17 protein-coding genes, 1 tRNA gene, 2 other RNA genes and 3 pseudogenes are annotated in these 25,570 nt (G+C 51.1%); 10 read left to right on the forward strand and 13 right to left on the reverse strand.

The window, feature by feature from the left end; translation table 11 throughout:
* Window positions 1–581 precede the first annotated feature (581 nt).
* Window positions 582–1,229, reverse strand: coding sequence for an NAAT family transporter YchE (gene ychE, locus ACE15A_RS11870; RefSeq protein WP_000616775.1), 648 nt, complete (start codon window positions 1,227–1,229; stop codon window positions 582–584).
* Between the two features lie 476 nt (window positions 1,230–1,705).
* On the opposite strand from ychE, the gene adhE reads away from it, so the two are divergent.
* Window positions 1,706–4,384, forward strand: coding sequence for a bifunctional acetaldehyde-CoA/alcohol dehydrogenase (adhE, locus tag ACE15A_RS11875; protein ID WP_053507920.1), 2,679 nt, complete (start codon window positions 1,706–1,708; stop codon window positions 4,382–4,384).
* 195 nt (window positions 4,385–4,579) lie between these two features.
* Here the strand turns inward: adhE and tdk are convergent, their stop codons facing one another.
* Window positions 4,580–5,197, reverse strand: a complete 618-nt coding sequence (gene tdk, locus ACE15A_RS11880) for a thymidine kinase (RefSeq protein ID WP_023246938.1) — start codon at window positions 5,195–5,197, stop codon at window positions 4,580–4,582.
* A gap of 537 nt (window positions 5,198–5,734) precedes the next feature.
* Between tdk and hns the strand changes: the two genes are divergently transcribed.
* Complete coding sequence (gene hns / locus ACE15A_RS11885) at window positions 5,735–6,148, forward strand: histone-like nucleoid-structuring protein H-NS (RefSeq protein ID WP_001287383.1); 414 nt, start codon at window positions 5,735–5,737, stop codon at window positions 6,146–6,148.
* A gap of 131 nt (window positions 6,149–6,279) precedes the next feature.
* Here the strand turns inward: hns and galU are convergent, their stop codons facing one another.
* From galU to rssA, 3 genes are all read right to left on the reverse strand, one after another.
* Window positions 6,280–7,188 (reverse strand): UTP--glucose-1-phosphate uridylyltransferase GalU, encoded by a 909-nt coding sequence (gene galU / locus ACE15A_RS11890; protein ID WP_000729452.1) that lies wholly within the window; start codon window positions 7,186–7,188, stop codon window positions 6,280–6,282.
* Window positions 7,189–7,390: 202 nt separating this feature from the next.
* The gene (rssB, locus tag ACE15A_RS11895; protein WP_053507919.1) at window positions 7,391–8,404 is read right to left on the reverse strand and encodes a two-component system response regulator RssB; all 1,014 of its coding nucleotides are present in this window, start codon (window positions 8,402–8,404) and stop codon (window positions 7,391–7,393) included.
* 90 nt (window positions 8,405–8,494) lie between these two features.
* Window positions 8,495–9,400 (reverse strand): patatin-like phospholipase RssA, encoded by a 906-nt coding sequence (gene rssA / locus ACE15A_RS11900; protein ID WP_023246941.1) that lies wholly within the window; start codon window positions 9,398–9,400, stop codon window positions 8,495–8,497.
* A 110-nt stretch (window positions 9,401–9,510) separates the two neighbouring features.
* Between rssA and ACE15A_RS11905 the strand changes: the two genes are divergently transcribed.
* The 5 genes from ACE15A_RS11905 to ACE15A_RS11925 all read left to right on the forward strand — a co-directional run bounded on the left by ACE15A_RS11905 (window position 9,511) and on the right by ACE15A_RS11925 (window position 11,452).
* The gene (locus tag ACE15A_RS11905) at window positions 9,511–9,969 is read left to right on the forward strand and encodes a YchJ family protein (protein WP_053507918.1); all 459 of its coding nucleotides are present in this window, start codon (window positions 9,511–9,513) and stop codon (window positions 9,967–9,969) included.
* A gap of 50 nt (window positions 9,970–10,019) precedes the next feature.
* Window positions 10,020–10,862 carry a formyltetrahydrofolate deformylase gene (gene purU / locus ACE15A_RS11910; RefSeq protein ID WP_053507917.1) on the forward strand — a complete coding sequence of 281 codons (843 nt, stop codon included), beginning with the start codon at window positions 10,020–10,022 and terminating at the stop codon, window positions 10,860–10,862.
* 158 nt (window positions 10,863–11,020) lie between these two features.
* A tRNA-Tyr gene (locus tag ACE15A_RS11915) sits at window positions 11,021–11,105 on the forward strand.
* Window positions 11,106–11,148: 43 nt separating this feature from the next.
* Window positions 11,149–11,279, forward strand: a non-coding RNA gene (locus ACE15A_RS11920) — RtT sRNA.
* 44 nt (window positions 11,280–11,323) lie between these two features.
* Window positions 11,324–11,452: non-coding RNA, RtT sRNA (locus ACE15A_RS11925), on the forward strand.
* A gap of 226 nt (window positions 11,453–11,678) precedes the next feature.
* Here the strand turns inward: ACE15A_RS11925 and narI are convergent.
* From narI to narK, 5 genes are all read right to left on the reverse strand, one after another.
* On the reverse strand, window positions 11,679–12,356 hold the full coding sequence (gene narI, locus ACE15A_RS11930) for a respiratory nitrate reductase subunit gamma (protein WP_023178830.1): 678 nt from the start codon (window positions 12,354–12,356) through the stop codon (window positions 11,679–11,681).
* Complete coding sequence (gene narJ, locus ACE15A_RS11935) at window positions 12,356–13,066, reverse strand: nitrate reductase molybdenum cofactor assembly chaperone (RefSeq protein ID WP_023247644.1); 711 nt, start codon at window positions 13,064–13,066, stop codon at window positions 12,356–12,358. The genes narI and narJ overlap by 1 nt, the downstream gene beginning before the upstream one ends.
* Entirely contained in the window at window positions 13,063–14,598 is a 1,536-nt protein-coding gene (narH, locus tag ACE15A_RS11940) for a nitrate reductase subunit beta (RefSeq protein ID WP_053507916.1), read from the reverse strand. Before narH ends, narJ begins: the two co-directional genes overlap by 4 nt.
* Window positions 14,595–18,338, reverse strand: a complete 3,744-nt coding sequence (locus ACE15A_RS11945) for a nitrate reductase subunit alpha (RefSeq protein ID WP_053507915.1) — start codon at window positions 18,336–18,338, stop codon at window positions 14,595–14,597. The genes narH and ACE15A_RS11945 overlap by 4 nt, the downstream gene beginning before the upstream one ends.
* Window positions 18,339–18,726: 388 nt before the next feature.
* Window positions 18,727–20,124, reverse strand: a complete 1,398-nt coding sequence (narK, locus tag ACE15A_RS11950; protein WP_053507914.1) for a nitrate transporter NarK — start codon at window positions 20,122–20,124, stop codon at window positions 18,727–18,729.
* 340 nt (window positions 20,125–20,464) lie between these two features.
* Between narK and narX the strand changes: the two are divergent.
* Window positions 20,465–22,260 (forward strand): annotated as a pseudogene (gene narX / locus ACE15A_RS11955) (nitrate/nitrite two-component system sensor histidine kinase NarX).
* Window positions 22,253–22,902, forward strand: a pseudogene (gene narL / locus ACE15A_RS11960) (two-component system response regulator NarL). Before narX ends, narL begins: the two co-directional pseudogenes overlap by 8 nt.
* Here the strand turns inward: narL and ACE15A_RS11965 are convergent.
* A complete protein-coding gene (locus ACE15A_RS11965; protein ID WP_053507911.1) occupies window positions 22,903–24,327 on the reverse strand; it encodes a YchO/YchP family invasin in 1,425 nt (474 codons plus the stop codon).
* A gap of 176 nt (window positions 24,328–24,503) precedes the next feature.
* Between ACE15A_RS11965 and ACE15A_RS11970 the strand changes: the two genes are divergently transcribed.
* Window positions 24,504–24,857 (forward strand): DsrE/DsrF/TusD sulfur relay family protein, encoded by a 354-nt coding sequence (locus ACE15A_RS11970; protein WP_001179794.1) that lies wholly within the window; start codon window positions 24,504–24,506, stop codon window positions 24,855–24,857.
* 85 nt (window positions 24,858–24,942) lie between these two features.
* On the opposite strand, the pseudogene ACE15A_RS11975 reads toward ACE15A_RS11970, so the two are convergent.
* Both ACE15A_RS11975 and chaB read right to left on the reverse strand, forming a co-directional pair.
* Window positions 24,943–25,020: pseudogene (locus ACE15A_RS11975) on the reverse strand (gamma-glutamylcyclotransferase); the annotation flags it as partial.
* A 196-nt stretch (window positions 25,021–25,216) separates the two neighbouring features.
* On the reverse strand, window positions 25,217–25,447 hold the full coding sequence (gene chaB / locus ACE15A_RS11980) for a putative cation transport regulator ChaB (protein WP_023176685.1): 231 nt from the start codon (window positions 25,445–25,447) through the stop codon (window positions 25,217–25,219).
* Between the last annotated feature and the right edge of the window lie 123 nt (window positions 25,448–25,570).

Genomic DNA, 25,570 nt, shown 5'->3' on the forward strand with positions numbered 1-25,570 from the left:
GCCCACGTCGCACGTTATTCCTGACAACCATCTAAATGAAAATAGTTATCAACAATGTAAAATCTTCTGCAAAATGTTTGGCCGGAAAGTATCAAATGCGTTTCTGAACCGCCAATTCATTTTACAAATTTGTTAACCAATTCTCTTTTATGGAAAATTCTCTGCCCCGAAAAACGGCTAAAAAATGTTAAAAAATTTTAATTTATTATTTTTAATCAATGAGTTGGTAGAAAAACCTCTCTTTATCACTCTGTAGTGATATGCTCGCCTCAAAAAAACACACAAATTTAACAAATGCTCATTATTTAGCACATTAATCTAGGATGGCGCTGAAACAACTAATAACATTTCAATAATCCTTCATCAAGCCCCAGAGTATGATGTGAATAAAATAACAGACGCACCGCTTCTCACGGACTGAGTAATGTTCATAATGATTTGATTAATAAAAATAAATAGCATTAGGCTATATTAATATTCTTTATCATTTAAATGCTGAATGCGTATCAAAGTAAGAAGTGTTACGTGGGAATGTCACAAGGCAGCCCCTTAGGGCGCCGCCTGTAAATCAATGAGGGAGTTTAATTGAGCAAGCCGGGGAAAATGCCTTTTATTCCTGTGACAATAAATTCGATGCCGAGCGCCATTAACAACAACCCCATGATTCGGGTAATAACGTTGATACCGGTTTGCCCCAGCAAACGGACCAGCCACGGCGCCATACGGAACACGCCCCAGCAGCAAAGCGCAAAAAGCGCAATGGCAACTGAAAAACCAAGCAAATGCGCGATGCTGTGATAACGCGTCCCCCAGACGATAGTGGAGCTAATCGCCCCAGGCCCCGCCATTAACGGTAGCGCTAACGGCACAACGCCAATGCTCTCGCGTATGGCCGTCTCTGATTTTTCTTGCTTGTTTTGTTTATCTTCCCCCAGCTTACCGCTGATCATCGACATCGCAATGGTGACAACCAGGATACCGCCCGCAATTCTGAACGAATCAATAGAAATGCCAAATAGCTGCAGGATGCCATCTCCGAGGAATAAGGAACTCCACAAGATAATCGCCACCGACAGATTCGCGGTGAGGTTAGTTTTATTACGCGCCGTGGCCGTCTGGTAGCTGGTCATGCTGATGAAAACGGGAATAATCCCCACCGGGTTAACCAGCGCAAAGAGCCCGATAAAAAACTTAAAGTAAACAGGAAAATCAAAAAGCGTTTGAATCACGGTTAGCTCCGAAGCGTTAGCCGGATGAAGTCAATGTTCGTTAATGATCAAAACGCGCAGAAGATACGCCTTTTATTCGCATAGTTCACCTCTTATCTACACCTAATTTCATCCATTCTTCGCTGTTATTAATATGTACTAGTTATGCTAATCCCCCCACTCTTCATGACAACATTTTATTAACACTTAACGTAAAACGTTGAAATGGCCTGCTGAAAGGTGTCAGCTTTGCGTAAACTTGATTTAGATCACACAATCACTACTCAGAAGTGAGTAATCTTGCTAACGCCACCTGGACGTAATGCGTTAGCGTTAAACGATACTGACGCAGAAGCTCTTTTAGTAAATCAGAGCGAAACGGACGTTAAGTAACCACCTGAATTTCAGGTATTTATACAAAGTATCGTCGATCTGTCTATACTCACGTATCGCGCAGATGATTTACTAAAAAAGTTTAACATTATCAGGAGAGCATTATGGCTGTTACTAATGTCGCTGAACTTAACGCACTCGTAGAGCGTGTAAAAAAAGCCCAGCGTGAATATGCCAGTTTCACTCAAGAACAGGTCGACAAAATCTTCCGCGCCGCCGCTCTGGCAGCCGCTGATGCCCGAATTCCGCTGGCCAAAATGGCCGTTGCCGAATCGGGTATGGGTATCATCGAAGATAAAGTGATTAAAAACCACTTCGCTTCTGAATATATTTACAACGCCTATAAAGATGAAAAAACCTGCGGCGTGCTGTCTGAAGACGACACCTTCGGGACCATCACCATCGCAGAACCTATCGGCATTATTTGCGGTATCGTTCCAACCACTAACCCGACCTCTACCGCTATCTTCAAATCTCTGATTAGCCTGAAGACCCGTAACGCCATCATTTTTTCCCCGCATCCGCGTGCAAAAGAAGCGACCAACAAAGCGGCAGACATTGTTCTGCAAGCTGCTATCGCTGCCGGTGCGCCAAAAGATCTGATTGGCTGGATCGATCAACCTTCCGTAGAACTGTCTAATGCGCTGATGCACCACCCGGACATTAACCTGATCCTCGCCACTGGCGGTCCGGGTATGGTTAAAGCAGCATACAGCTCCGGTAAACCTGCTATCGGCGTAGGCGCAGGCAATACCCCGGTTGTTATTGATGAAACCGCTGATATCAAACGCGCTGTTGCGTCTGTTCTGATGTCCAAAACCTTCGATAACGGCGTAATCTGTGCTTCTGAACAGTCTGTGGTCGTTGTTGACTCCGTCTATGACGCCGTTCGCGAACGTTTCGCCAGCCACGGCGGCTATATGCTGCAGGGTCAAGAGCTGAAAGCGGTTCAGAATGTTATCCTGAAAAATGGCGCGCTGAACGCCGCTATCGTGGGTCAGCCAGCCTACAAAATCGCTGAACTGGCAGGCTTCTCCGTACCAGAGACCACCAAGATTCTGATCGGTGAAGTCACGGTTGTTGACGAAAGTGAACCGTTCGCACACGAAAAACTGTCTCCGACTCTGGCGATGTACCGTGCGAAAGATTTCGAAGAAGCGGTAGAAAAAGCAGAAAAACTGGTCGCTATGGGCGGTATCGGTCACACCTCTTGCCTGTACACCGACCAGGACAACCAGCAGGATCGCGTTAACTACTTCGGTCAGAAGATGAAAACCGCGCGTATTCTGATTAACACCCCGGCTTCTCAGGGTGGTATCGGCGACCTGTACAACTTTAAACTCGCACCTTCCCTGACTCTGGGTTGTGGTTCCTGGGGTGGTAACTCCATCTCTGAAAACGTTGGTCCGAAACACCTGATCAACAAGAAAACCGTTGCTAAGCGAGCTGAAAACATGTTGTGGCACAAACTTCCGAAATCTATCTACTTCCGCCGCGGCTCTCTGCCCATCGCGCTGGATGAAGTGATTACCGATGGCCACAAACGTGCGCTCATCGTGACTGACCGCTTCCTGTTCAACAACGGCTACGCTGACCAGATCACATCTGTTCTGAAAGCGGCTGGCGTTGAAACCGAAGTATTCTTCGAAGTTGAAGCTGACCCGACCCTTTCTGTTGTTCGCAAAGGCGCTGAGCTGGCTAACTCCTTCAAACCAGACGTGATCATCGCGCTGGGCGGCGGTTCCCCGATGGACGCGGCGAAAATCATGTGGGTAATGTACGAACATCCAGAAACCCATTTCGAAGAGCTGGCGCTGCGCTTTATGGACATCCGTAAACGTATCTATAAGTTCCCGAAAATGGGCGTGAAAGCGAAAATGATCGCCGTCACCACCACCTCCGGTACTGGTTCTGAAGTGACGCCGTTCGCCGTTGTCACCGACGACGCCACCGGTCAGAAATATCCGTTGGCAGACTACGCGCTGACCCCGGATATGGCGATTGTCGACGCCAACCTGGTCATGGAAATGCCGAAGTCTCTGTGCGCATTTGGTGGTCTGGATGCCGTAACTCACGCCCTGGAAGCCTACGTTTCTGTACTGGCATCTGAATTCTCTGACGGTCAGGCTCTGCAAGCACTGAAACTGCTGAAAGAAAACCTGCCGGCATCCTACCATGAAGGTTCTAAGAACCCGGTAGCTCGTGAGCGTGTACACAGTGCAGCCACTATCGCCGGTATCGCGTTTGCGAACGCCTTCCTGGGTGTATGTCACTCAATGGCGCACAAGCTGGGTTCTCAGTTCCACATTCCCCACGGTCTGGCGAACGCGCTGCTGATTTGTAATGTTATCCGCTACAACGCGAATGACAACCCGACTAAGCAGACCGCTTTCAGCCAATACGATCGTCCGCAGGCACGCCGTCGTTATGCGGAAATCGCTGACCATCTGGGTCTGAGCGCGCCGGGCGACCGTACTGCCGCTAAGATTGAAAAACTGCTGGCATGGCTGGAAAATATTAAAGCTGAACTGGGCATTCCTAAATCCATTCGTGAAGCAGGCGTTCAGGAAGCTGATTTCCTGGCAAATGTGGACAAACTGTCTGAAGATGCCTTCGATGACCAGTGCACCGGCGCGAACCCGCGTTATCCGCTGATCTCCGAACTGAAACAGATTCTGCTGGACACCTACTACGGTCGTGATTTCACCGAAGGTGAAGTTACAGCGAAGAAAGATGTCGTTGCCTCACCGAAAGCAGAGAAGAAAGCGAAAAAATCCGCTTAATTCGTTATCCGCTTTAGCATGACTATAACGGCCTCAATTGAGGCCGTTTTTTTGTTTTACCTGTTTATCAGATGCCTGATGGCGCTGCGCTTTATCAGACCTACGTGTTCACGCCACTCCCCTGCCACCAGTATGCCTGAATAATAACGCCCAAAGCGCTACAGGGCATTTTATTAGCCTAACGCTGTCCTGGTATCACATGTACCGATGGCGCTCCTGAATCGCCGTCAGTGAGCCCTCCTCCAGCGCGTCCTTATAATGCTTACGACAAACCGAAACGTAGCGTTCATTCCCACCAATAACCACCTGTTCGCCTTCGTTATAAGGTCTGCCATCCTGATCGAGGCGCAGAACCATACTGGCTTTACGACCGCAGAAACAGATGGTTTTTAATTCCACCAATTTATCTGACCATGACAGTAAGTATTGACTGCCGACAAAAAGCTCCCCACGAAAGTCTGTTCGTAGCCCATAGCAAAGTACCGGAATATCTAATTTATCGACAACCTCGGATAATTGATAAACCTGCTGGCGAGTCAAAAACTGGCTTTCGTCGACTAACACGCAATGTATTGTCTGTCGCGCGTTCTCGGCACGAATCTCTTCAAACAAGGATGTATTTTGGTTAAACAATTTTGCCGGCGACGACAAACCGATACGAGAGCTGACTTTGCCTGCGCCGAAACGATCGTCGATTTCTGCCGTATATACGACGGTACGCATCCCGCGTTCCTGATAATTGTATGAAGATTGCAGCAGTGCAGTCGACTTACCCGCATTCATTGCCGAATAGTAGAAATATAGCTGTGCCATTGGTCGCAGGACCTCACCTGAGTGAAATAAAGATTGGCGGGATTGTACCATAATTTACCCACGCGACAGCGCGGCTCGCGCTCCGGTGAGTATTAAGAATTGTGCAAACATCGTTCACTATACACATTCCTTCACAAATTATGCCGTTAAAATTCATCAACAATGCTTAACATCCCTCACCAATATGAAAACCTTGCACTTATTGTTACCGTTACTCATACTTGGTGCAAAGTAATAGGTGTTTCTTGTAAGGAAAGCTAATACAAAGGGTTGATATCTCTGCAATGAGATCGTATTTCATCGTGATAAAATGTGACCTGAATCCTAAATTTTTAGTGACCGGAGGTGAGTATCCCCCCTGTCAATAAGCTCTTTTTTGTGCGTCGCTTCAAGGAAAATTTAAGTTGAGATAATTAAGACGTGTACTTAATAAAGCGTAATTTTGAATTCCTTACATTCCTGGCTATTGCACAACTGAATTTATCGCTCTATTATTAGCTCAACAAACCACCCCAATATAAGTTTGAGATTACTACAATGAGCGAAGCACTTAAAATTCTGAACAACATCCGTACTCTTCGTGCGCAGGCAAGAGAATGCACTCTGGAAACGCTTGAAGAAATGCTGGAGAAATTAGAAGTTGTCGTTAACGAGCGTCGTGAAGAAGAAAGCGCTGCTGCTGCTGAAGTGGAAGAGCGCACTCGTAAACTGCAACAGTACCGTGAAATGTTAATTGCCGATGGCATTGACCCGAATGAACTGCTGAATAGCATGGCTGCCGCTAAATCCGGTACCAAAGCTAAACGCGCAGCTCGTCCGGCTAAATATAGCTATGTTGACGAAAACGGTGAAACTAAAACCTGGACTGGCCAGGGTCGTACACCGGCTGTAATCAAAAAAGCAATGGAAGAACAAGGTAAGCAGCTGGAAGACTTCCTGATCAAGGAATAATTTACTCCCTGGTTGCTTAAAATCCCGCCGCTGGCGGGATTTTTTTTGTCTGCGTTCTCCCCTGACGCAAACATACATAAAAAAAGCGCCGGATTTTCCAGCGCTTCTGTTAAAAAATTTATAACGTAACGTTACTTCTTAATACCCATTTCTTCTTCAAGCCAGGCTTTAAATTCAGCCCCCAATGAATTATGACGGATGCCATATTCAACGAATGCCTGCATATATCCCAACTTATTACCACAGTCATGGCTTTTACCCTTCATGTGGTAAGCTTCAACCGTTTCTTTTTCGATCAGCATATCGATAGCATCGGTCAACTGAATTTCATCCCCGGCACCCGGAGGGGTTTTCGCTAATAACGCCCAGATATCCGCACTCAGTACATAACGCCCGACAATCGCAAGGTTAGACGGCGCGACATCCGCTTTGGGTTTTTCAACTACGCCAACCATAGGCACGCTTTCACCCGGCGCCAGCTCAACGCCTTTGCAATTGACAACACCGTAAGCAGTCACATCTTCTACAGGCTCAACCATAATTTGACTATTTCCGGTTTCGTCGAAACGGCGGATCATTTCAGCGAGGTTATCCTGAGACAGATCGGACTCATATTCGTCAAGAATAACGTCTGGCAGAATAACGGCGACAGGTTCGTTTCCGACAACGGGATGTGCGCATAATACGGCGTGACCCAGGCCTTTTGCCAGCCCCTGACGTACCTGCATAATAGTGACATGCGGAGGGCAAATAGACTGAACTTCTTCCAGAAGCTGACGCTTAACGCGTTTTTCCAGCATAGCTTCCAGTTCAAAACTGGTATCAAAGTGGTTTTCAATGGAGTTTTTAGACGAGTGCGTAACAAGCACGATTTCAGTAATGCCAGCAGCGATACATTCGTTCACGACGTACTGAATTAATGGCTTATCAACCAGCGGCAGCATCTCTTTCGGGATAGCTTTGGTCGCTGGCAGCATCCTGGTTCCCAATCCCGCAACCGGGATAACGGCTTTTTTGACTTTCGAATTAAGGGCAGCCATTTAAAATTCTCCTGGACTGTTCATGTATTGAACGTGTTCATTAATCTGTATCGTGTTCCAGTATATCAGTACCAGAACAAGCCTCAGGTCCAAAAAGGACTTATATTGGTATAATTAAGACAAATACTTATAAATCTGCCGCAGATAGTAACACTCGTCGGGAAAGGCCGGTAAAGCAATTTTCTCCCGTTCTCCCGTTTGGTCATTCCGCAGACAACATCAATCGCAGACGTCCTCCTGCGCCCCATATTTGACACTGCCATGAGTCGCAACGCTGGCTTAATTGGTTAAGATAGGCATTGCCCAATGTTCCTAACGGCACGCCATTGCTGATTTGAACCTGATGAGCGCCCGTATTTAAGGTGGCATTCAATCCGGCGGAGACGAGAATCAAATTTTTGAGTCCACTGTGATAGTAACCGACAAATAACGGGAATTGACCGGGTAAATTAGCTTGTCTGAGCAGATGATTTACCTGTTTTAATAGGGCACCTAACTCCGGTAAACGGTGCTTTTGTTGACCAAGCTGATCCTGCAATAAACCGTTAAATAGCGCCCGCAGCAACAATGCAGCTAACACGCCGTTATCACCCGCCCGGGTGACGTCCAGGCAATAAAATGCCAGTTCGTTATCAGAAAGCGGCGCAATATCCAGCACCAGTCCAGGCTGCTCGGCAGAGACAAGCTGCCGGTAATTAATGCGGCAGTGGGAAATCACCTGCTGTACCGGGGGCTGTAGCTCTTGCAATAATTGCGCTGCGGCAGTCGGATTGCTCACCATCGCATCCCAGTCACGAAACAAACGTTCTTCCTCTTCAACCCGCGAATTAAACATATTGGGGTACAAGCAAGCGAATACGGTTTCCCGCAAGCGGTTGAGATCTTTTACCGGCTTCAGCAAGACATCTTCAACCCCAAGGCGTAATGCTTTGGCGATATCGGCCATATTTTCTGTTGCAGAAATAACCAGAATAGGCGTCTGGTCTCCGCGATTACGTAAGTTTTCTACCAGTTTGAGACCGTTCATTCTCGGCATGGCGATATCACATATCATGAGATCGGGCGTAAAACTCCCCATCAACTCCAGGGCATCTACCCCGTCGCCTGCCAATGCCGTTGTCGCTCCCAAAGAGGAAAACCACGAATCCAGAAGCGAGCGAAATACAGGCTCGTCTTCAACAATAAGAATCTGTTTTCCGACCAATGGCTGCGTCATGTTCTCTCCCCTGACTGGCTTTGATCAATAGTGGCATGGTATTGCCGCTCACGCCTGTCAGAATTTGCTTAAGTGATCGTAAAAGGTACATTAAACGACGGTACGCACCAAGGGTATAAGTTCGTCCATCTTTTTCTCTACGGCTAATTGACCCGCCGCAATAGCGGCATGGGCGCGATGAAAATCTAACGTAGAGATTTGCGGACAGAAAGGTTGAATAAGAATATCAGGCGGATCGCCAGCCATACGGTTACGTTTAAGACGATTTTCCAACACCTGAATGGACGTTGTCATGATTTCCATTGCCCCAGGCGAGCTCACGCCACGGCGTGAAGTCAGGCTACTGAAACGTTCTTTTAAACGCTTATGCCAGGGCAGCGAATCATCACTCTCTTCATTTATATGCCCTACATTTACAGAGAGCAAATCTTGCTGCATGAGGTGGGCATCATGTTGCAGGTCTACCGCAATAACGATATCAGCGCCCATCGCCCGGGTTAACGAAACAGGAACCGGATTGACGACCGCGCCATCCACCAGCCAGTAACCGTTATGTTCAACCGGAGACATCAGCCCTGGCATACTGCACGACGCACGTACAGCAAGGTGTAGATCGCCCTCAGTAAACCATAACTCTCGTCCAGTGCTAAGATTCGTCGCGACCGCGCCAAAACGTCTTGAACAGTGGTCAAAATCCGTAACGGGCATAATATCCCGATAGTGATTAAATACGCGTTCGCCGCGAAGCAACCCTCCTCTGCCCCATGATAAATCCATCAGGCGTAAAACATCCCAGTAGCGGAATGAGCATACCCACTGTTCAAGCGCCGATAATTTATTACAGGCATACGCGGCACCGACCAGTGAACCTATTGAGCATCCTGCAACGATATCAATATCAATGCCTGTTTGCTTGAGGGCTTTGATGACCCCAATATGAGACCATCCTCTCGCCGCGCCAGACCCCAGCGCCAGCCCTATTTTCATTTTTCTCATCGTATTTAACGATTTCCCCTGGCTTCAAGACGTAGCAACATCGCCACTGCTCAGTTAACATAACGCCACCCTGGCGTTCAACGCCGTTTTTTATATTCAGGGAGATTATTGTGTCTCAGCCTTGTCCCTGTGGTAGCGCTGACGAGTATAGCCTATGTTGTGGTCGTATTGTGTCCGGAGAACGAGTAGCACCCGATCCGTCACACCTCATGCGCTCTCGTTACTGCGCTTTTGTGATGAAAGACGCAGATTACTTAATTAAGAGCTGGCATCCAACCTGCAATGCGGCCGCGTTTCGCGATGATATCATCGCCGGATTTGCCAATACCAGGTGGCTCGGCCTGACTATTTTTGAACATACCTGGTCAGAAGCAGAAAATACAGGGTATGTTAGTTTTATCGCGCGTTTTTCCGAACAAGGGAAAACCGGGGCGATTATGGAACGCTCCCGTTTTATCAAAGAAAACGGTAAGTGGTATTATATTGACGGTACCCGCCCGCAGTTGGGTCGAAATGATCCTTGCCCGTGCGGTTCAGGCAAAAAATTTAAAAAGTGCTGCGGCCAGTGACGCCTGACAGTATCGATACAGCAAACACTCTCAACAGGATTTTTCCGGCAATGCAATCACTACAACGTAAAGTTCTGCGTACTATTTGTCCCGATCAAAAAGGTCTTATCGCGCGGATTACCAACATTTGCTATAAGCATGAGCTTAATATCGTGCAAAACAATGAATTTGTTGACCATCGTACCGGACGCTTTTTTATGCGGACCGAGCTGGAAGGCATCTTCAATGATTCCACTCTCCTGGCCGATCTGGATAGCGCCTTACCCGAAGGATCTGTTCGTGAACTCAATCCCGCCGGACGCCGTCGGGTAGTGATTCTGGTAACCAAAGAGGCCCATTGTCTGGGCGATCTGCTGATGAAGGCCAACTATGGCGGACTGGAGGTTGAAATCGCCGCGGTCATTGGCAACCATGAGACGTTACGCTCACTGGTTGAGCGTTTTGAGATCCCTTTCGAACTGGTCAGCCATGAGGGATTAACGCGTGAAGAGCACGACCGGAAGATGGCGGACGCCATTGATGCCCATCAACCAGACTATGTGGTGCTGGCCAAGTATATGCGTGTTTTAACGCCAGATTTTGTGGCGCGCTTCCCGAACAAAATTATCAATATCCACCACTCATTTCTGCCTGCGTTTATTGGCGCGCGTCCTTATCACCAGGCCTATGAGCGCGGCGTGAAAATCATCGGCGCTACCGCGCACTATGTGAATGACAATCTGGATGAAGGTCCGATCATTATGCAAGATGTGATTCACGTGGATCACACCTACACCGCAGAAGATATGATGCGTGCCGGGCGCGACGTTGAGAAAAACGTGTTAAGCCGCGCGCTGTATCAGGTTCTGGCGCAGCGGGTCTTTGTTTACGGCAACCGGACGATTATTCTTTAATCGTCAGTAATATGAATTGATTAGCTTTAATCCGTTACGGATGAAAAGTACGCAAACAGTTCATTTCAGGCAAAGGAATGCTTTACAGCGGCGCGTCATTTGATATGATGCGCCCCGCTTCCCAAAAGGAAGCCGGCCAGTATTAAGCATTACCCCGTGGTGGGGTTCCCGAGCGGCCAAAGGGAGCAGACTGTAAATCTGCCGTCATCGACTTCGAAGGTTCGAATCCTTCCCCCACCACCATCACTTCCGTCGCGTAGATTATCCCCGTTAAGCACACTGCCTCATATCTCTCCGTACGGGAAGGATGAGAAGCTTTGACTAAGGTTCGATTCGAGCGCAGCGAGAAAGCGTTGCCGCAGGCAACGACCCGAAGGGTGAGGAGCGGAGCGACGAATAATCCCTCCCCCACCACCATCACTTCCGTCGCGTAGATTATCCCCATTAAGCACACTGCCTCATATCTCTCCGTACGGGGAAGGAAGAAGCTTCGACTAAGGTTCGATTCGAGCGCAGCGAGAAAGCGTTGCCGCAGGCAACGACCCGAAGGGTGAGGAGCGGAGCGACGAATAATCCTTCCCCCACCACCATCACTTCCGTCGCGTATGTTATCCCCGTTAAGCACACGACATCATATTTCTTCATCCCCCACCTGGATTATATTGCCTGAACTCATTGCCGATGGCGGCTACGCCTGATCGCGCCATCAAACTATAACCCTGCTTCCCTGTAGGCTGGATAAGGCGTAACCGCCATCCGGCAACCAGGCGTAAAAAAACCCTACCGAAGTAGGGTTTAGTATCCTGTTAAAGGGAATCAGTGACGTGCGCGAACAAGCTGATATTTACGGGTCAGGTACTCAACCGGCACGCTCCAGATATGTACCAGACGCGAGAACGGGAACAGCAGGAATAAGGTCATCCCCAGCACCAGATGCAGACGGAAGATAAATGCCACGCCGTCAAGATGTTCAGACGCCCCGCCGTGGAATGTCACTACGGACTGCGCCCAGCCGACCAGTTTCATCATCTCGCTACCGTCCATATGCTGCGCTGAGAATGGAATGGTTAATAGCCCCAGCGCGCACTGAATCACCAACAGCGAGAGAATCAGAATATCTGCGCCGGTAGTGGTGGCGCGAACTCGTGGGCTGAACAGACGACGCTTGAGCAGTAAAATACCGCCAACCAGCGTCAGCACGCCGCAAGCGCCGCCGGCAATCATCGCCATCTTCTGCTTCACGTCGACCGGCAGAAAAGATTCATACATCCAGTGCGGCGTTAACATTCCCAGGAAGTGACCGGCGAAAATACCCAGAATCCCAATGTGGAACAGGTTTGACGCCAGGTTCATCCCCTTGCGATCCAGCATCTGGCTGGAAGCCGCCCGCCAGGTGTACTGGCCGTAGTCGTAACGTAACCAGCTACCGATCAGGAATACCGATCCAGCAATGTACGGGTAGATGTCAAAGAAGAACATATTCAGGAAGTGCATTAGTGCTGTCCTCCGGTGGTGATATTTAGATATTGCGGTGCCACGGCACCGGCAAAACGACGCTGATGGGCGGCAATTTCAGACTCATTGCAGCCCCGATCGGCAAAGAATTTCACCTGCTCTTCTTCCCAGACCGCATCCAGCGCCTGTGGGGTATCATCACGAACTTCATCGGCAATTTTTTCGGCGACTTTGTTGCTGTCGATCGTCGTATTGGCCAGCTTTAATAACAGGTCGAACAATACCGCATACCGGCTTTCACGCTGCTGCAAGCGGGCACTGAGCAACGCCAGAATAGGCGCGATATCCTGCAGACCACCGAGCGCTTCGTTTTTTGGTAACTGCGCCAGATACTCCAGATACAATGGCAGATGGTCCGGTAACTCGCGGCTGTCGAGTTGTAAGCCGTGCTGCTCATACTGGGCCATCAAATCGACCATCGCCTGACCGCGATCGCGAGATTCACCATGTACATGCTCAAACAACAGCAATGAGGTTGCACGACCACGATCGAACAACTCGCTATAGCTTGCCTGAGCATCCAGTATCTCCTGCGCGGTTAAATCGCGCAGAAAAACGACCAACGTCCGGACATCTTCTTTATCCAGATGTTCAGATGAGGCGAGCGCATCGAACAGCTCCTGCTGATGTTGCCACAGGGCAGCATCCGGATATTCGAGTAGACGCGAAACAATGACGAGTTCAATCATGCGTGCGGCTCCGTTTTGCTGGTCACATCAACAGCGTCAATGCGGCGACTGTTGAACAGGTTGAATTTGCTGTCAGACCCGTGGCAACCGTCACCGAAGGTGAAGCCGCAACCGCTTTTTTCCGGGAACGCGTCACGCGCCAGTCCGCGGTGGCTGCTCGGCACCACGAAGCGATCTTCGTAGTTGGCAATCGCCAGGTAACGATACATCTCCTGTGCCTGGGCTTCGCTTAAACCCACCTCTTCCAGCGCACGCGTATCCACTTTACCGTCCACGGTTTCCGCACGTTTGTAGTGGCGCATCGCCAGCATCCGTTTCAGTGCCAACAGTACCGGCTGGGTATCGCCTGCGGTCAGCAGATTTGCCAGGTACTGCACCGGAATACGCAGGCTATCCACGTCCGGCAAAATGCCATTGCTGCCCAGTTCACCCGCGTCAGCCGCTGACTGAATCGGCGACAGAGGCGGCACGTACCAGACCATCGGCAGCGTGCGGTATTCCGGATGCAGAGGCAGCGCCAGTTTCCAGTCCATCGCCATTTTGTACACCGGCGACTGCTGCGCGGCGTCAATCACACTCTGCGGCACGCCGTCTTTCAGCGCCTGCTCAATCACTGCCGGATCGTTAGGGTCGAGGAACACGTCCAGTTGACGCTGGTACAGATCTTTTTCGTTTTCCGTACTGGCGGCGCTTTCAATAGCATCCGCGTCATACAGTAATACGCCGAGGTAGCGGATACGCCCCACGCAGGTTTCCGAGCAAACCGTCGGCTGACCGGCTTCGATACGCGGATAGCAGAAAATGCACTTCTCGGACTTGCCGCTCTTCCAGTTGAAGTAGATCTTCTTGTACGGGCAACCGGTGATACACATCCGCCAGCCGCGGCACTTGTCCTGGTCGATCAGTACGATGCCGTCTTCTTCACGCTTATAAATCGCACCGCTCGGGCAGGTCGCCACGCACGCCGGGTTGAGGCAGTGCTCGCACAGGCGCGGCAGATACATCATGAAGGTATTTTCGAACTGGCCGTACATCGCCTTCTGCATATTTTCGAAATTCTGATCTTTGGCGCGTTTTTCAAACTCGCCGCCCAGAATCTCTTCCCAGTTTGGCCCACTGGTAATTTTGTCCATCCGCTGGCCGGTAATCAACGAGCGTGGACGGGCGATCGGCTGATGTTTGCTTTCCGGCGCGGTATGCAGGTTCTGGTAGTCGTAATCAAACGGTTCGTAGTAGTCGTCGATGCCCGGCAAATGTGGGTTAGCGAAGATTTTACCCAGCAGCAGCGCCCGGTTGCCCATGCGCGGCTGTAGTTTGCCGTTGATTTTGCGGATCCAGCCGCCTTTCCATTTTTCCTGGTTTTCCCAGTCATTTGGAAAACCAACGCCCGGTTTACTTTCTACGTTGTTGAACCACGCATATTCCATACCTTCGCGACTGGTCCAGACGTTTTTACAGGTGACTGAACAGGTATGACAGCCGATGCACTTATCGAGATTCAGCACCATGCCGACTTGTGAACGAATTTTCATTTTACGCTCTCCTGTACCTGGTCATTGCCTTCGCCATCCAACCAGTTAATGTTCTTCATCTTACGTACCACCACAAACTCATCGCGGTTAGAACCGACGGTGCCGTAGTAGTTAAAACCGTAGGCTAACTGCGCATAGCCGCCGATCATATGGGTCGGTTTCGGCGTAATGCGCGTCACCGAGTTATGAATGCCGCCGCGCTGCTGGGTAATTTCCGACCCCGGCAGGTTTACGATACGTTCTTGCGCGTGGTACATCATGGTCATGCCCGCCGGTACGCGCTGGCTGACCACTGCGCGTGCGGTCAATGCGCCGTTGCTGTTAAACACTTCAATCCAGTCGTTATCTTCAATACCCAGATCTTTAGCGTCGGTTTCGCTCATCCAGACTATCGGGCCGCCACGCGACAAGGTCAGCATCAACAGGTTATCGCTGTAGGTCGAGTGGATACCCCATTTCTGGTGCGGCGTCAGGAAGTTGAGCGCCTTCTCCGGGTTGCCGTTGGATTTACGGCCCATCACCGCTTTCACCGAGCGGGTGTCGATCGGTGGACGATACACCAGCAAACTTTCGCCGAAGTCGCGCATCCACTGGTGATCCTGATACAACTGCTGGCGACCAGACAGCGTACGCCACGGGATCAGCTCGTGAACGTTGGTATAACCGGCGTTATAGGAAACGTGCTCGTCTTCCAGACCAGACCAGGTCGGACTGGAGATAATTTTGCGCGGCTGGGCCTGAATATCGCGGAAGCGGATTTTCTCTTCTTCTTTATTGGTTGCCAGATGCGTATGGTCGCGACCAGTAAACTCGCTCAGCGCCGCCCAGGCTTTCACCGCCACCTGACCGTTGGTTTCCGGCGCTAACGTCAGGATCATCTCTGCCGCGTCAATCGCCGTGTTGAGCATCGGCTGGCCTTTCGCCGGACCATCCGCTTTGGTGTAATTGAGCTTGCGCAGCAGGTCCATTTCGCTCTGAGTGTTCCAGGCAATCCCTTTCCCGCCGTTGCCGATTTTCTCCATCAGCGGGCCGATAGAGGTAAAACGTTCGTAAGTCGCCGGGTAATCGCGCTCGACGGTCATGATGTGCGGCGCGGTTTTCCCTGGGATCAGATCGCATTCGCCTTTTTTCCAGTCTTTCACGTCCAGCGGCTGCGCCAGTTCAGCGGCAGAATCGTGCTGGATCGGCAGCGTCACGACGTCAGTCTCTTTACCCAGATGACCCACACAGACTTCAGAGAATTTCTTCGCAATACCTTTGTAAATATCCCAGTCGCTTTTCGATTCCCAGGCCGGATCTACGGCAGCAGACAGCGGATGAATAAACGGATGCATATCCGAGGTATTCATATCGTCTTTTTCATACCAGGTGGCGGTCGGCAGTACGATATCGGAATACAGGCAAGTACTGGAGAGACGGAAGTCCAGAGTCACCACCAGATCCAGTTTGCCGTCAAGGCCGTTATCAACCCACTCCACTTCTTCCGGCTTCACGCCGCCCTGTTTGCCCAGATCAAGTCCCTGAATACCATGCTCAGTACCCAGCAGGTATTTCAGCATGTACTCGTGGCCCTTACCGGAAGACCCAAGCAGATTAGAACGCCAGATAAACAGGTTGCGCGGATGGTTTTTGCCGTTTTCCGGCTGCTCGGCGGCAAAGCGAATCGAACCGTCTTTCAGTGATTTGACGGTATAATCCACCGGCGTCATGCCGGCTTTTTCCGCTTCTCGCGCAATGTACAGCGGGTTGGTGCCTAACTGCGGTGCCGACGGCAACCAACCCATACGTTCGGCGCGCACATTGAAGTCAATCAGATGACCGCTATAGCGGGATTTGTCCGCCATCGGCGACAGTAATTCCTCGGCGGTCACCGTCTCGTAGCGCCACTGGCTGGAGTGGTTATAGAAGTAAGAGGTGCTGTTCATGTGACGCGCCGGACGCTGCCAGTCAAGGGCAAACGCCAGCGGCTGCCAGCCGGTCTGCGGACGCAGTTTTTCCTGGCCGACGTAGTGCGCCCAACCGCCACCGCTCTGGCCAACGCAACCACAGAACACCAACATATTGATCAGCCCGCGATAGTTCATATCGAGGTGATACCAGTGGTTCAGACCGGCACCAACGATAATCATTGAACGCCCGTGCGTTTTGTCCGCGTTATCAGCGAATTCCCGTGCGATACGGATAATCTGCGCCCGCGGCACGCCGGTGATCTGCTCGGCCCATGCTGGCGTATACGCTTTGGTATCGTCATAACTGGCGGCACAATTTTCATCGTTCAGGCCGCGTTCCAGACCATAGTTCGCCATAGTCAGGTCATACACGGTGGTGACTAACGCTGAAGAACCATCGGCCAGTTGCAGACGTTTAGCCGGCAGTTTATGCAGCAGTACGTTATCCAGCGCCACATGATTAAAGTACTCTGAACCCTCGCCGCCGAAATACGGGAAGCCCACGTCAGCAATCTCATCCTGACTGCCCAGCAAGCTAAGCTGCAATTCTGCTTCTGCGCCAGTAGTCCCGTCGCGCTGTTCGAGATTCCATTTGCCTTTTTCGCCCCAGCGGAAGCCGATGGAACCGTTCGGCACCACCATCTCGCCATTGCTACTAATGGCGACGGTTTTCCATTCCGGGTTATTTTCCTGCCCCAGCGAATCAACGAGATCGGCAGCGCGCAGCATACGGCCTGCGGCATAATAACCATCACGTTCTTCAAGCATCACCAGCATTGGCATGTCGGTATAGCGACGGACATAATCGGTGAAATACTGGCGTGGGTTGTCCAGATGGAATTCGCGCAACATGACGTGACCCATCGCCAGCGCCATCGCCGCATCGGTCCCCTGCTTCGGCGCCAGCCACAAATCGCACAGTTTGGCGATTTCGGCATAGTCCGGCGTCACCGCGACGGTTTTGGTGCCTTTGTAACGTACTTCGGTAAAGAAGTGGGCGTCCGGTGTACGGGTTTGCGGCACGTTAGAGCCCCAGGCGATAATATAGCTGGAGTTGTACCAGTCGGCGGATTCTGGCACGTCAGTCTGCTCGCCCCAGGTTTGCGGGGAGGCTGGCGGCAGGTCGCAGTACCAGTCGTAGAAGCTCAGGCAGGTACCGCCAATCAGCGAAAGATAACGTGCGCCGGAAGCGTAGGAGACCATCGACATCGCCGGGATGGGTGAGAAGCCAGCCACCCGGTCAGGGCCGTAGGTTTTCACGGTGTACACGTTGGAAGCGGCGATCAGTTCGTTAACCTCCTGCCATGAAGAGCGGACAAAGCCACCACGACCACGCGCCTGTTTGAAACTTTTTGCTTTATCCGCATCTTCAATGATAGAGGCCCATGCCTCTACCGGATCGCGATGCAGTTTTTTCGCCTCGCGCCACATCTTCATCAGACGTTTGCGCATCAGCGGATATTTCAGTCGGTTAGCGCTGTAGAGATACCAGGAATAGCTTGCGCCGCGCGGACAGCCGCGAGGTTCATGGTTTGGCATATCAGGACGGGTACGCGGGTAATCGGTTTGCTGTGTTTCCCAGGTCACCAGACCATTTTTGACATAAATTTTCCAGCTACAAGAACCGGTGCAGTTCACCCCGTGGGTTGAGCGCACAATTTTGTCATGCTGCCAACGTTGGCGGTATCCGTCCTCCCAGTCCCGGTTTGTTTCGAGAAGCTGGCCGTGCCCATCGGCAAAGGTTTCGCCCTTCTGCTTGAAGTAGCGAAACCGGTCCAGGAATTTACTCATCGGGTTTCTCCTGTGTGGAACCTTACGGCTCTCTGATAAATCGACATTGCTTAACTAAGGGCGAAGGTAACGCGCTGAATGGGCGTGAGAATTGATAACGATCAAGGCGGACAGGGATGCAAATGGCGCGCAAACCTTCTGCATACTCCTTTTGGAGGAGGAGTTTTATTTATATATCTTACTGATTTAAATACATAAAATTAAATTTACGCACGACACGAATGTTAAATTTTCCATAAGTGGGTATTAAGGGGTATTCCCCTGGATGGACGGTAGAGATGCACATGGTCAGATACGCCGCACCGCTTTTTTTTGCGACAAGTATGTTGTAACTAAATGCGGACAGAAAAAAAGCGCGGTCTAACGCCGCGCAAAGGATAATCAAATGTTACTTTTTATTTTTAGAATGACGTCCATATACCGCCCAGGTAATAACGACGCAGGCGATATAGAAAACTAGAAAGACTTTCATCGCGCCGACCGGCGAACCGGTTAATGCTAAAGATGAACCAAACGCTTTCGGAATAAAAAAGCCGCCAATCGCGCCAATCGCGGAAATAAAGCCCAGCGCCGCCGCCGTATCGGTCGCCGCTTCACGCATGGCTCTTTCTTCCGAACCGCCTTCCGCTTTTACCCTATCCATCGTCAGCTTACGGAAGATAACGGAGATCATCTGGAAGGTAGAACCACTCCCCAGTCCCGCCGTCAGGAACAGCGCCAGGAACACCCCGTAGAATGCAATAAAGCTGCCGCCAACGCCGCCAGTAGGTAATGTCAGGAACAGCAGACCGCTGAAAATCGCCATCAGGACAAAGTTGATAAGCGTGACGCGAGTCCCACCCAGACGGTCAGAAATTGCGCCGCCTGCCGAACGCGCCAGCGCGCCGATAAACGGACCGAAAAACGCGTAATGCAGGATCTGCACATCCGGAAATTGCGTTTTAGACAGCATAGCGAAACCAGCGGAGAAACCGATAAACGATCCGAAGGTCGCCAGATACAGCAGGCTCATGATCCACAGATGACCACGTTTGAGCACCGGCAGTTGCTCTTTTAGCGAGGCCTTAGACGTCGCCAGTTCGTTCATGCCGAACCACGCAGCCAGCGTAAAAATGGCCAGGAAAGGCACCCAAATCCAGGCCGCGTTCGCCAGATAGAGCTGAGAACCGTCCGGCTGCTCTACACCCTGGCTGCCAAAGGCGGCAAAGATAGAGAGCGAAACCACCAGCGGCGCAACCAACTGCATCACGCTCACGCCCATATTACCCAGACCGCCGTTCAGACCCAGCGCACCGCCCTGCTTTTGTTTAGGAAAGAAAAAGCTGATGTTCGCCATACTGGAGGCAAAGTTCGCGCCGGCAAAACCGCACAGCAAGGAAATAATGATGAAAGTGCTAAATGGCGTACTGGTATCCTGAACGGCAAAGCCTAACCATACGCAAGGCACAATGAGGATACCGGTACTGAACGCTGTCCAGCGACGTCCGCCAAATAGCGGAACCATAAAGGAGTAAGGCACACGTAGCAGCGCGCCGGAAACAGATGGCAGCGCAGTCAGCATAAAGAGCTGATCGGTCGTAAAATTAAATCCCACTTTCGGCAGGTTCACCGCCACTGCGCTGAATAGCATCCAGACACAAAACGCCAGCAGTAAACACGGGACAGAAATCCACAGATTACGGCTGGCGACACGATGACCGCGCTGCTGCCAGAACGCCGGATCTTCCGGACGCCATTCCGTGATAACAGCGCCAGTTACCCTTTCCGGGGCGGATGAGTGACTCATAGACACCTCTGATTCTTGATTTGATGTCTGCCACATTAGGGTTTACTGCCGAAGGTAAGTTGATATAAATCAAAGGAAAAGTCGTCGTCACGGACGGCTAAAAATAGTTATTACCCTTAATGAGTAGGCTTTATCGGCAAAAAAGCTGTGGTTTTTCACCATACTGTGTCTATCTACCCCTTCCCGTCGTAGATACCTCTCTACGGCGGCAATTAAGGAGTAACTCGTTATAGGTATGGGTATACTCCGCTGTATCGTTGAGAATAGCGGCACAGCCGATTGACGCCCCTCTTGTTTGCCAGAGTTTTTCGGCGACACTACCCCGAAGAAAGAAGGTGACATGTTTAAACGTTGTTTCTCTCCTCTTACGCTGGTCAACCAACTGGCGCTTATTGTCATGCTCTCTACCGCTATCGGCGTGGCGGGGATGGCGGTTTCCGGCTGGCTAGTTCAGGGCGTACAGGGTAGCGCTCATGCGATTAACAAAGCGGGTTCATTGCGTATGCAAAGCTATCGACTACTGGCCGCCGTCCCGCTGGATGCTAAAGATCAAAAGCTGCTGGATGAGATGGAACAGACAGCATTCAGCCCTGAACTAACCCGCGCCGCTGAGCGAGACGGGCAGCAGGAGCAGCTTAAAGCGTTGCAGGATTACTGGCATAACGAACTTTCGCCAGGGCTACAGCACGCGCAAAACGCGTACGTGGTCGCAGATGATGTCACGCGCTTTGTAGCGGGCCTGGATCGCCTGGTGACGTCCTTTGACCATACTACTGAATTGCGTATCGAACGCGTGGTGTTAGTTCACCGGGTCATGGCGATCTTTATGGCGCTATTGCTGGTATTTACGATTATCTGGCTACGTGTTCGCCTTTTGCAGCCGTGGAAACAGTTGTTATCGATGGCGCGCGCCGTCAGTCAGCGCGATTTTACCCAACGTGCCAATATCAGTGGACGCAATGAAATGGCAGCGCTGGGTTCAGCGCTTAATAATATGTCTGAAGAACTGGCCGAAAGCTATGCGGTACTGGAACAGCGCGTACAGGAAAAAACAGCCGGTCTGGAACAAAAAAATCTGATTCTCTCGTTTTTGTGGCAAGCCAACCGCCGACTGCATTCACAGGCTCCGCTATGTGAACGTCTTTCACCGGTACTGAATGGCCTGCAAAATTTAACCCAGTTGCATGATATTGAACTGCGAGTCTATGACCTGGAAGATGAAGATAATCACCAGGAATTTACCTGTCAGTCGGACATCAGTTGCGATGATAAAGGCTGCCATCTTTGCCCACGTAGCGCCCTGCCGATGATAAATGGCGGCACAACCTTAAAATGGCGGCTCACCGACTCTCACACCCAATACGGTATTTTGCTGGCGACGCTGCCCTATGGACGCCATCTCAACCACGATCAGCAGCAACTGGTGGATACGTTGGTTGAACAGCTTACCGCGACTCTGGCACTCGACAGGCATCAGGAGCGCCAGCAGCAGTTGATTGTCATGGAAGAGCGTGCCACCATTGCCCGCGAACTGCATGATTCTATTGCCCAGTCGCTCTCATGTATGAAGATGCAGGTAAGCTGCCTTCAAATGCAGGGCGACGCGTTACCGGAAAGCAGCCGTGAGTTACTCAGCCAAATTCGCAACGAGCTGAACTGCTCCTGGGCGCAACTGCGCGAACTGTTAACCACTTTCCGGTTACAGTTGACGGAACCCGGGCTACGTCCGGCGCTGGAGGCAAGCTGCCAGGAGTTCAGCGCCCGGTTTGGCTTTACGGTAAAACTGGATTATCAGCTTCCCCCCCGTCTGGTGCCGTCACACCAGGCGATACACCTGCTGCAAATTGCCAGGGAAGCCCTCAGCAACGCCCTTAAACACTCTCATGCCGACGATGTGGTGGTGACATGACGCAATGTGACAAACAGGTCAAACTAAAAGTGCAGGATAATGGCTGCGGCGTCCCGAAAAACGCTGAACGCAGTAATCACTACGGCATGATCATCATGCGCGATCGGGCGCAAAGCCTGCGCGGCGATTGCCAGGTACGTCGACGTGAGACTGGCGGAACAGAGATCACTGTTACTTTTATTCCAGAAACAAACTTCACAGAAACCCAGGGAGATACCCATGAATAATCAGGAATCGGCAACCATCCTGTTAATCGACGACCATCCGATGCTACGGACGGGTGTAAAGCAGCTTGTGAGTATGGGCCCGATATCAGCGTGGTCGGAGAAGCCAGCAACGGTGAGCAGGGTATTGACCTGGCGGAATCGCTCGATCCCGACCTTATCCTCCTTGATTTGAATATGCCGGGAATGAATGGTCTCGAAACGCTGGATAAATTACGCGAAAAAGCGCTGTCAGGGCGTATTGTCGTTTTCAGCGTATCCAACCATGAAGAAGATGTCGTCACGGCGCTAAAGCGCGGCGCGGATGGTTATCTGTTGAAAGATATGGAGCCTGAGGACTTGCTCAAAGCGTTACAACAGGCCGCCGCCGGAGAAATGGTATTAAGTGAAGCGTTAACGCCGGTACTGGCGGCCAGCCTGCGGGCCAACCGCGCCACCACCGATCGCGATGTGACGCAACTCACCCCGCGTGAGCGCGATATTCTGAAGCTCATCGCGCAGGGATTGCCGAATAAGATGATTGCCCGGCGTCTGGATATCACCGAAAGTACGGTCAAGGTGCATGTGAAACATATGCTCAAAAAAATGAAGCTGAAGTCGCGCGTGGAAGCCGCCGTCTGGGTGCATCAGGAACGCATCTTTTAATTATTGCTCCCGGAACTGTTGCCAATGCGGATTATCGTCCGGCATCGTGATAAACGGTTCAGTCAGCGCGAGCGTGATCTCATTGGAAGAGACACGCTGACCTTTTTCATCTTCAACAACCACCGATAAACGCCAGCGATTTGCCGCGCCTTCGCGGTGATCCCAGGCCGGCATAATGATTGTCCAGCCCTCGGTACTGCCGGTGTCCGCTCCCGCCGTCAAACTTAATGCCTGTGTATCGCCCTGCCAGTTCAAATGGCGAATGCCGTGCACGCTGCGCACCTGTAATTTTAACGCCACCGTCTCGCCAGACGTAAGATCCCAGGGCGGCGTCGCCAGAAAAACCGTTAACGTTTTACGCTGTCGATACTCCATTGTCGGCAGCGAGTTACGTTGCGGCGTATCATAGCGGCTACCGCGTAATGACTGGCTTTGCGCCACTTCACTGGCGGCAAGCTGCTTTTTGAGCGACACGCCGAAGCGGTAGTTAAGCATCAGTCCCAGGTTATTCTGGCTGACCCCGCTCTCGCCCTGTTTGTGCTGGGCGGTCACGGTAAGCAAAGGTACTGGCGTATAGTTGAGACCCAGTTTTAACGCGACAGGATTGTGATACCCCGTACCGGAGTCAAACAGATCCACGCTATCGCCAAAGTACTGCTCCAGGCTAACGCTGGTATTGATATGCTGGTAAAACGGCAGCCGCATTTGCGCGTTGATATCATACCCGCGCGCCATTCGTTGTTCTAAGGTCGCTGTATGCGTCTGCCAGTCGGCAAAAGGCTGATAATAGTTGGCGGATAAACGCAAATATTCTCCCCACGCCTCCGCGCCAAAGCCGGCGCGCTGCAGGTTTTCATCCAGCAGATTATCGTAAAAGGTGTTATAGCCAAGAAACCAGCCATCCTGCGCCCAGCGCTGCCCCACGCCAATGTTGCTTACCAGTCCGTCAGTCTGTTGCGTAAGACCAAGCTGGCTCCAGGTCAAATAACGCTGTTTATCCTGTAAAGGGATAAACCAGCTTCCGCGACTGCCATTAAAATGACCTTCGTTATCGACGTTAACATCAACGCTGGCGCTGCCCCAGGCCGACAGCCAGCTTTCAAGCTGCTGGTTAACCTGCTCGCTGACCACATCACGCACCTGTCCGAAAGCAAATTGCCGCGCCTGTTCACCGGTATCCAGAGCGTTATTTTTCATGCTGGCTTCGCCAAACGCTTTGGCCATCTCGGCAAAATGCTTTTCCCCTTCGTGGGATTCCGGCGTCATGCCTAAATCCGGCAGACGGTTTTGATCGAAAGGGTCTTGCGCCTGCGCACAGATCGTACCGCTGACAGCCAGCAAGAGAAGGGAGAGTGAGAATGAACGAAAAACAATACGGCTCAACGTGTCGGCAACTTCTACAACAAAAAATGAGAGGAATGGCATCAGAGTAAACCATAACGTGTCGAGACAGGTTTTGCAGCCTTTTCTCGTGCTTCCAGGAATATCCTTATTTCTTCCGCAGGGCGTCCCGGGATTTTATCCACGCATTTGGCGGCACTCGGTTCCCGAGGTAACATAACGCCATTGCCGACAAAATTTCTCCAGGAGGAGGGTTACCCATGCAAAATATCGTCATTATCGCTAACGGCGCCGCCTACGGCAGCGAATCATTATTTAATAGCCTGCGTCTGGCCATTGCGCTGCGCGAGCAGGAAAGCCATCTCGATTTACGTCTGTTTTTGATGTCAGATGCCGTAACCGCAGGGTTACGCGGTCAAAAACCAGCCGAAGGCTATAATATTCAGCAAATGCTGGAAATTCTGACCGCACAAAACGTGCCGGTAAAATTATGCAAAACCTGTGCGGATGGGCGTGGTATCACCCCCCTGCCGCTGATTGACGGTGTGGAAATCGGAACGCTGGTCGAGCTGGCGCAATGGACGCTGGCTGCGGACAAAGTGCTGACATTTTAAATCCGTACGCGGGAAAACCTCCCGCGTCAGGATAAACTCGCTATCCCCTGCTCTTCCTTCACGCCAGGCAACGCTTTAACGTTCGCGACCAGTGCAACGATTCTTCAATCGCGCCAAATGCCGTTTTACAATCGGCATTGACTAAAAAATCACGCGTTAACACCTTACATCTCCGCCACTGCCCGCGTTCCTGCACGACATTTTCTGACGCCTTTCGGGCGCTTTTGCTGCTTATTTTGCAACCACCTGCTGGACCATAGGCAATTCACCGCCAGGTTGCAAGCCGTCTGGTGTTAAGCACCGCGCGGGTAGCGGAATTTCAGTAAGAAAATCAGGCTAACACGTGAGTAATGCAGCATTTATTTTTTCTTATGCCATTTATCATCCTCGCCTTTTTCATAATCGTTTTTAACCGCCGCCCAGGCGACTTTGTGTGCGGTTTCTTCCCGGCTGGCGTCATCACGACGATCGGCTTTATCTTTATATTGCTCCCAGGCGCTATTAAACGCTTCTTTGTAAATTTCCTGGGCATGGGCTGGGAGAACATTCCGCACATTATCGGGTAAATCACTTTTGGCTTTATACGGCATCAGCGCCTCCGTCTTCAGGGAAAACATTAAGTGTGGTAAACAATGCGTTATCACGCCAGTCGAGGGATATTTTTGCTTTTTACGGAAATTAACTTTTTGTTATTTAAATACGGTTAAAACAAG

Source organism: Salmonella sp. HY31, from assembly GCF_042604575.1.
Classification (GTDB): Bacteria; Pseudomonadota; Gammaproteobacteria; order Enterobacterales; family Enterobacteriaceae; genus Salmonella; species Salmonella diarizonae.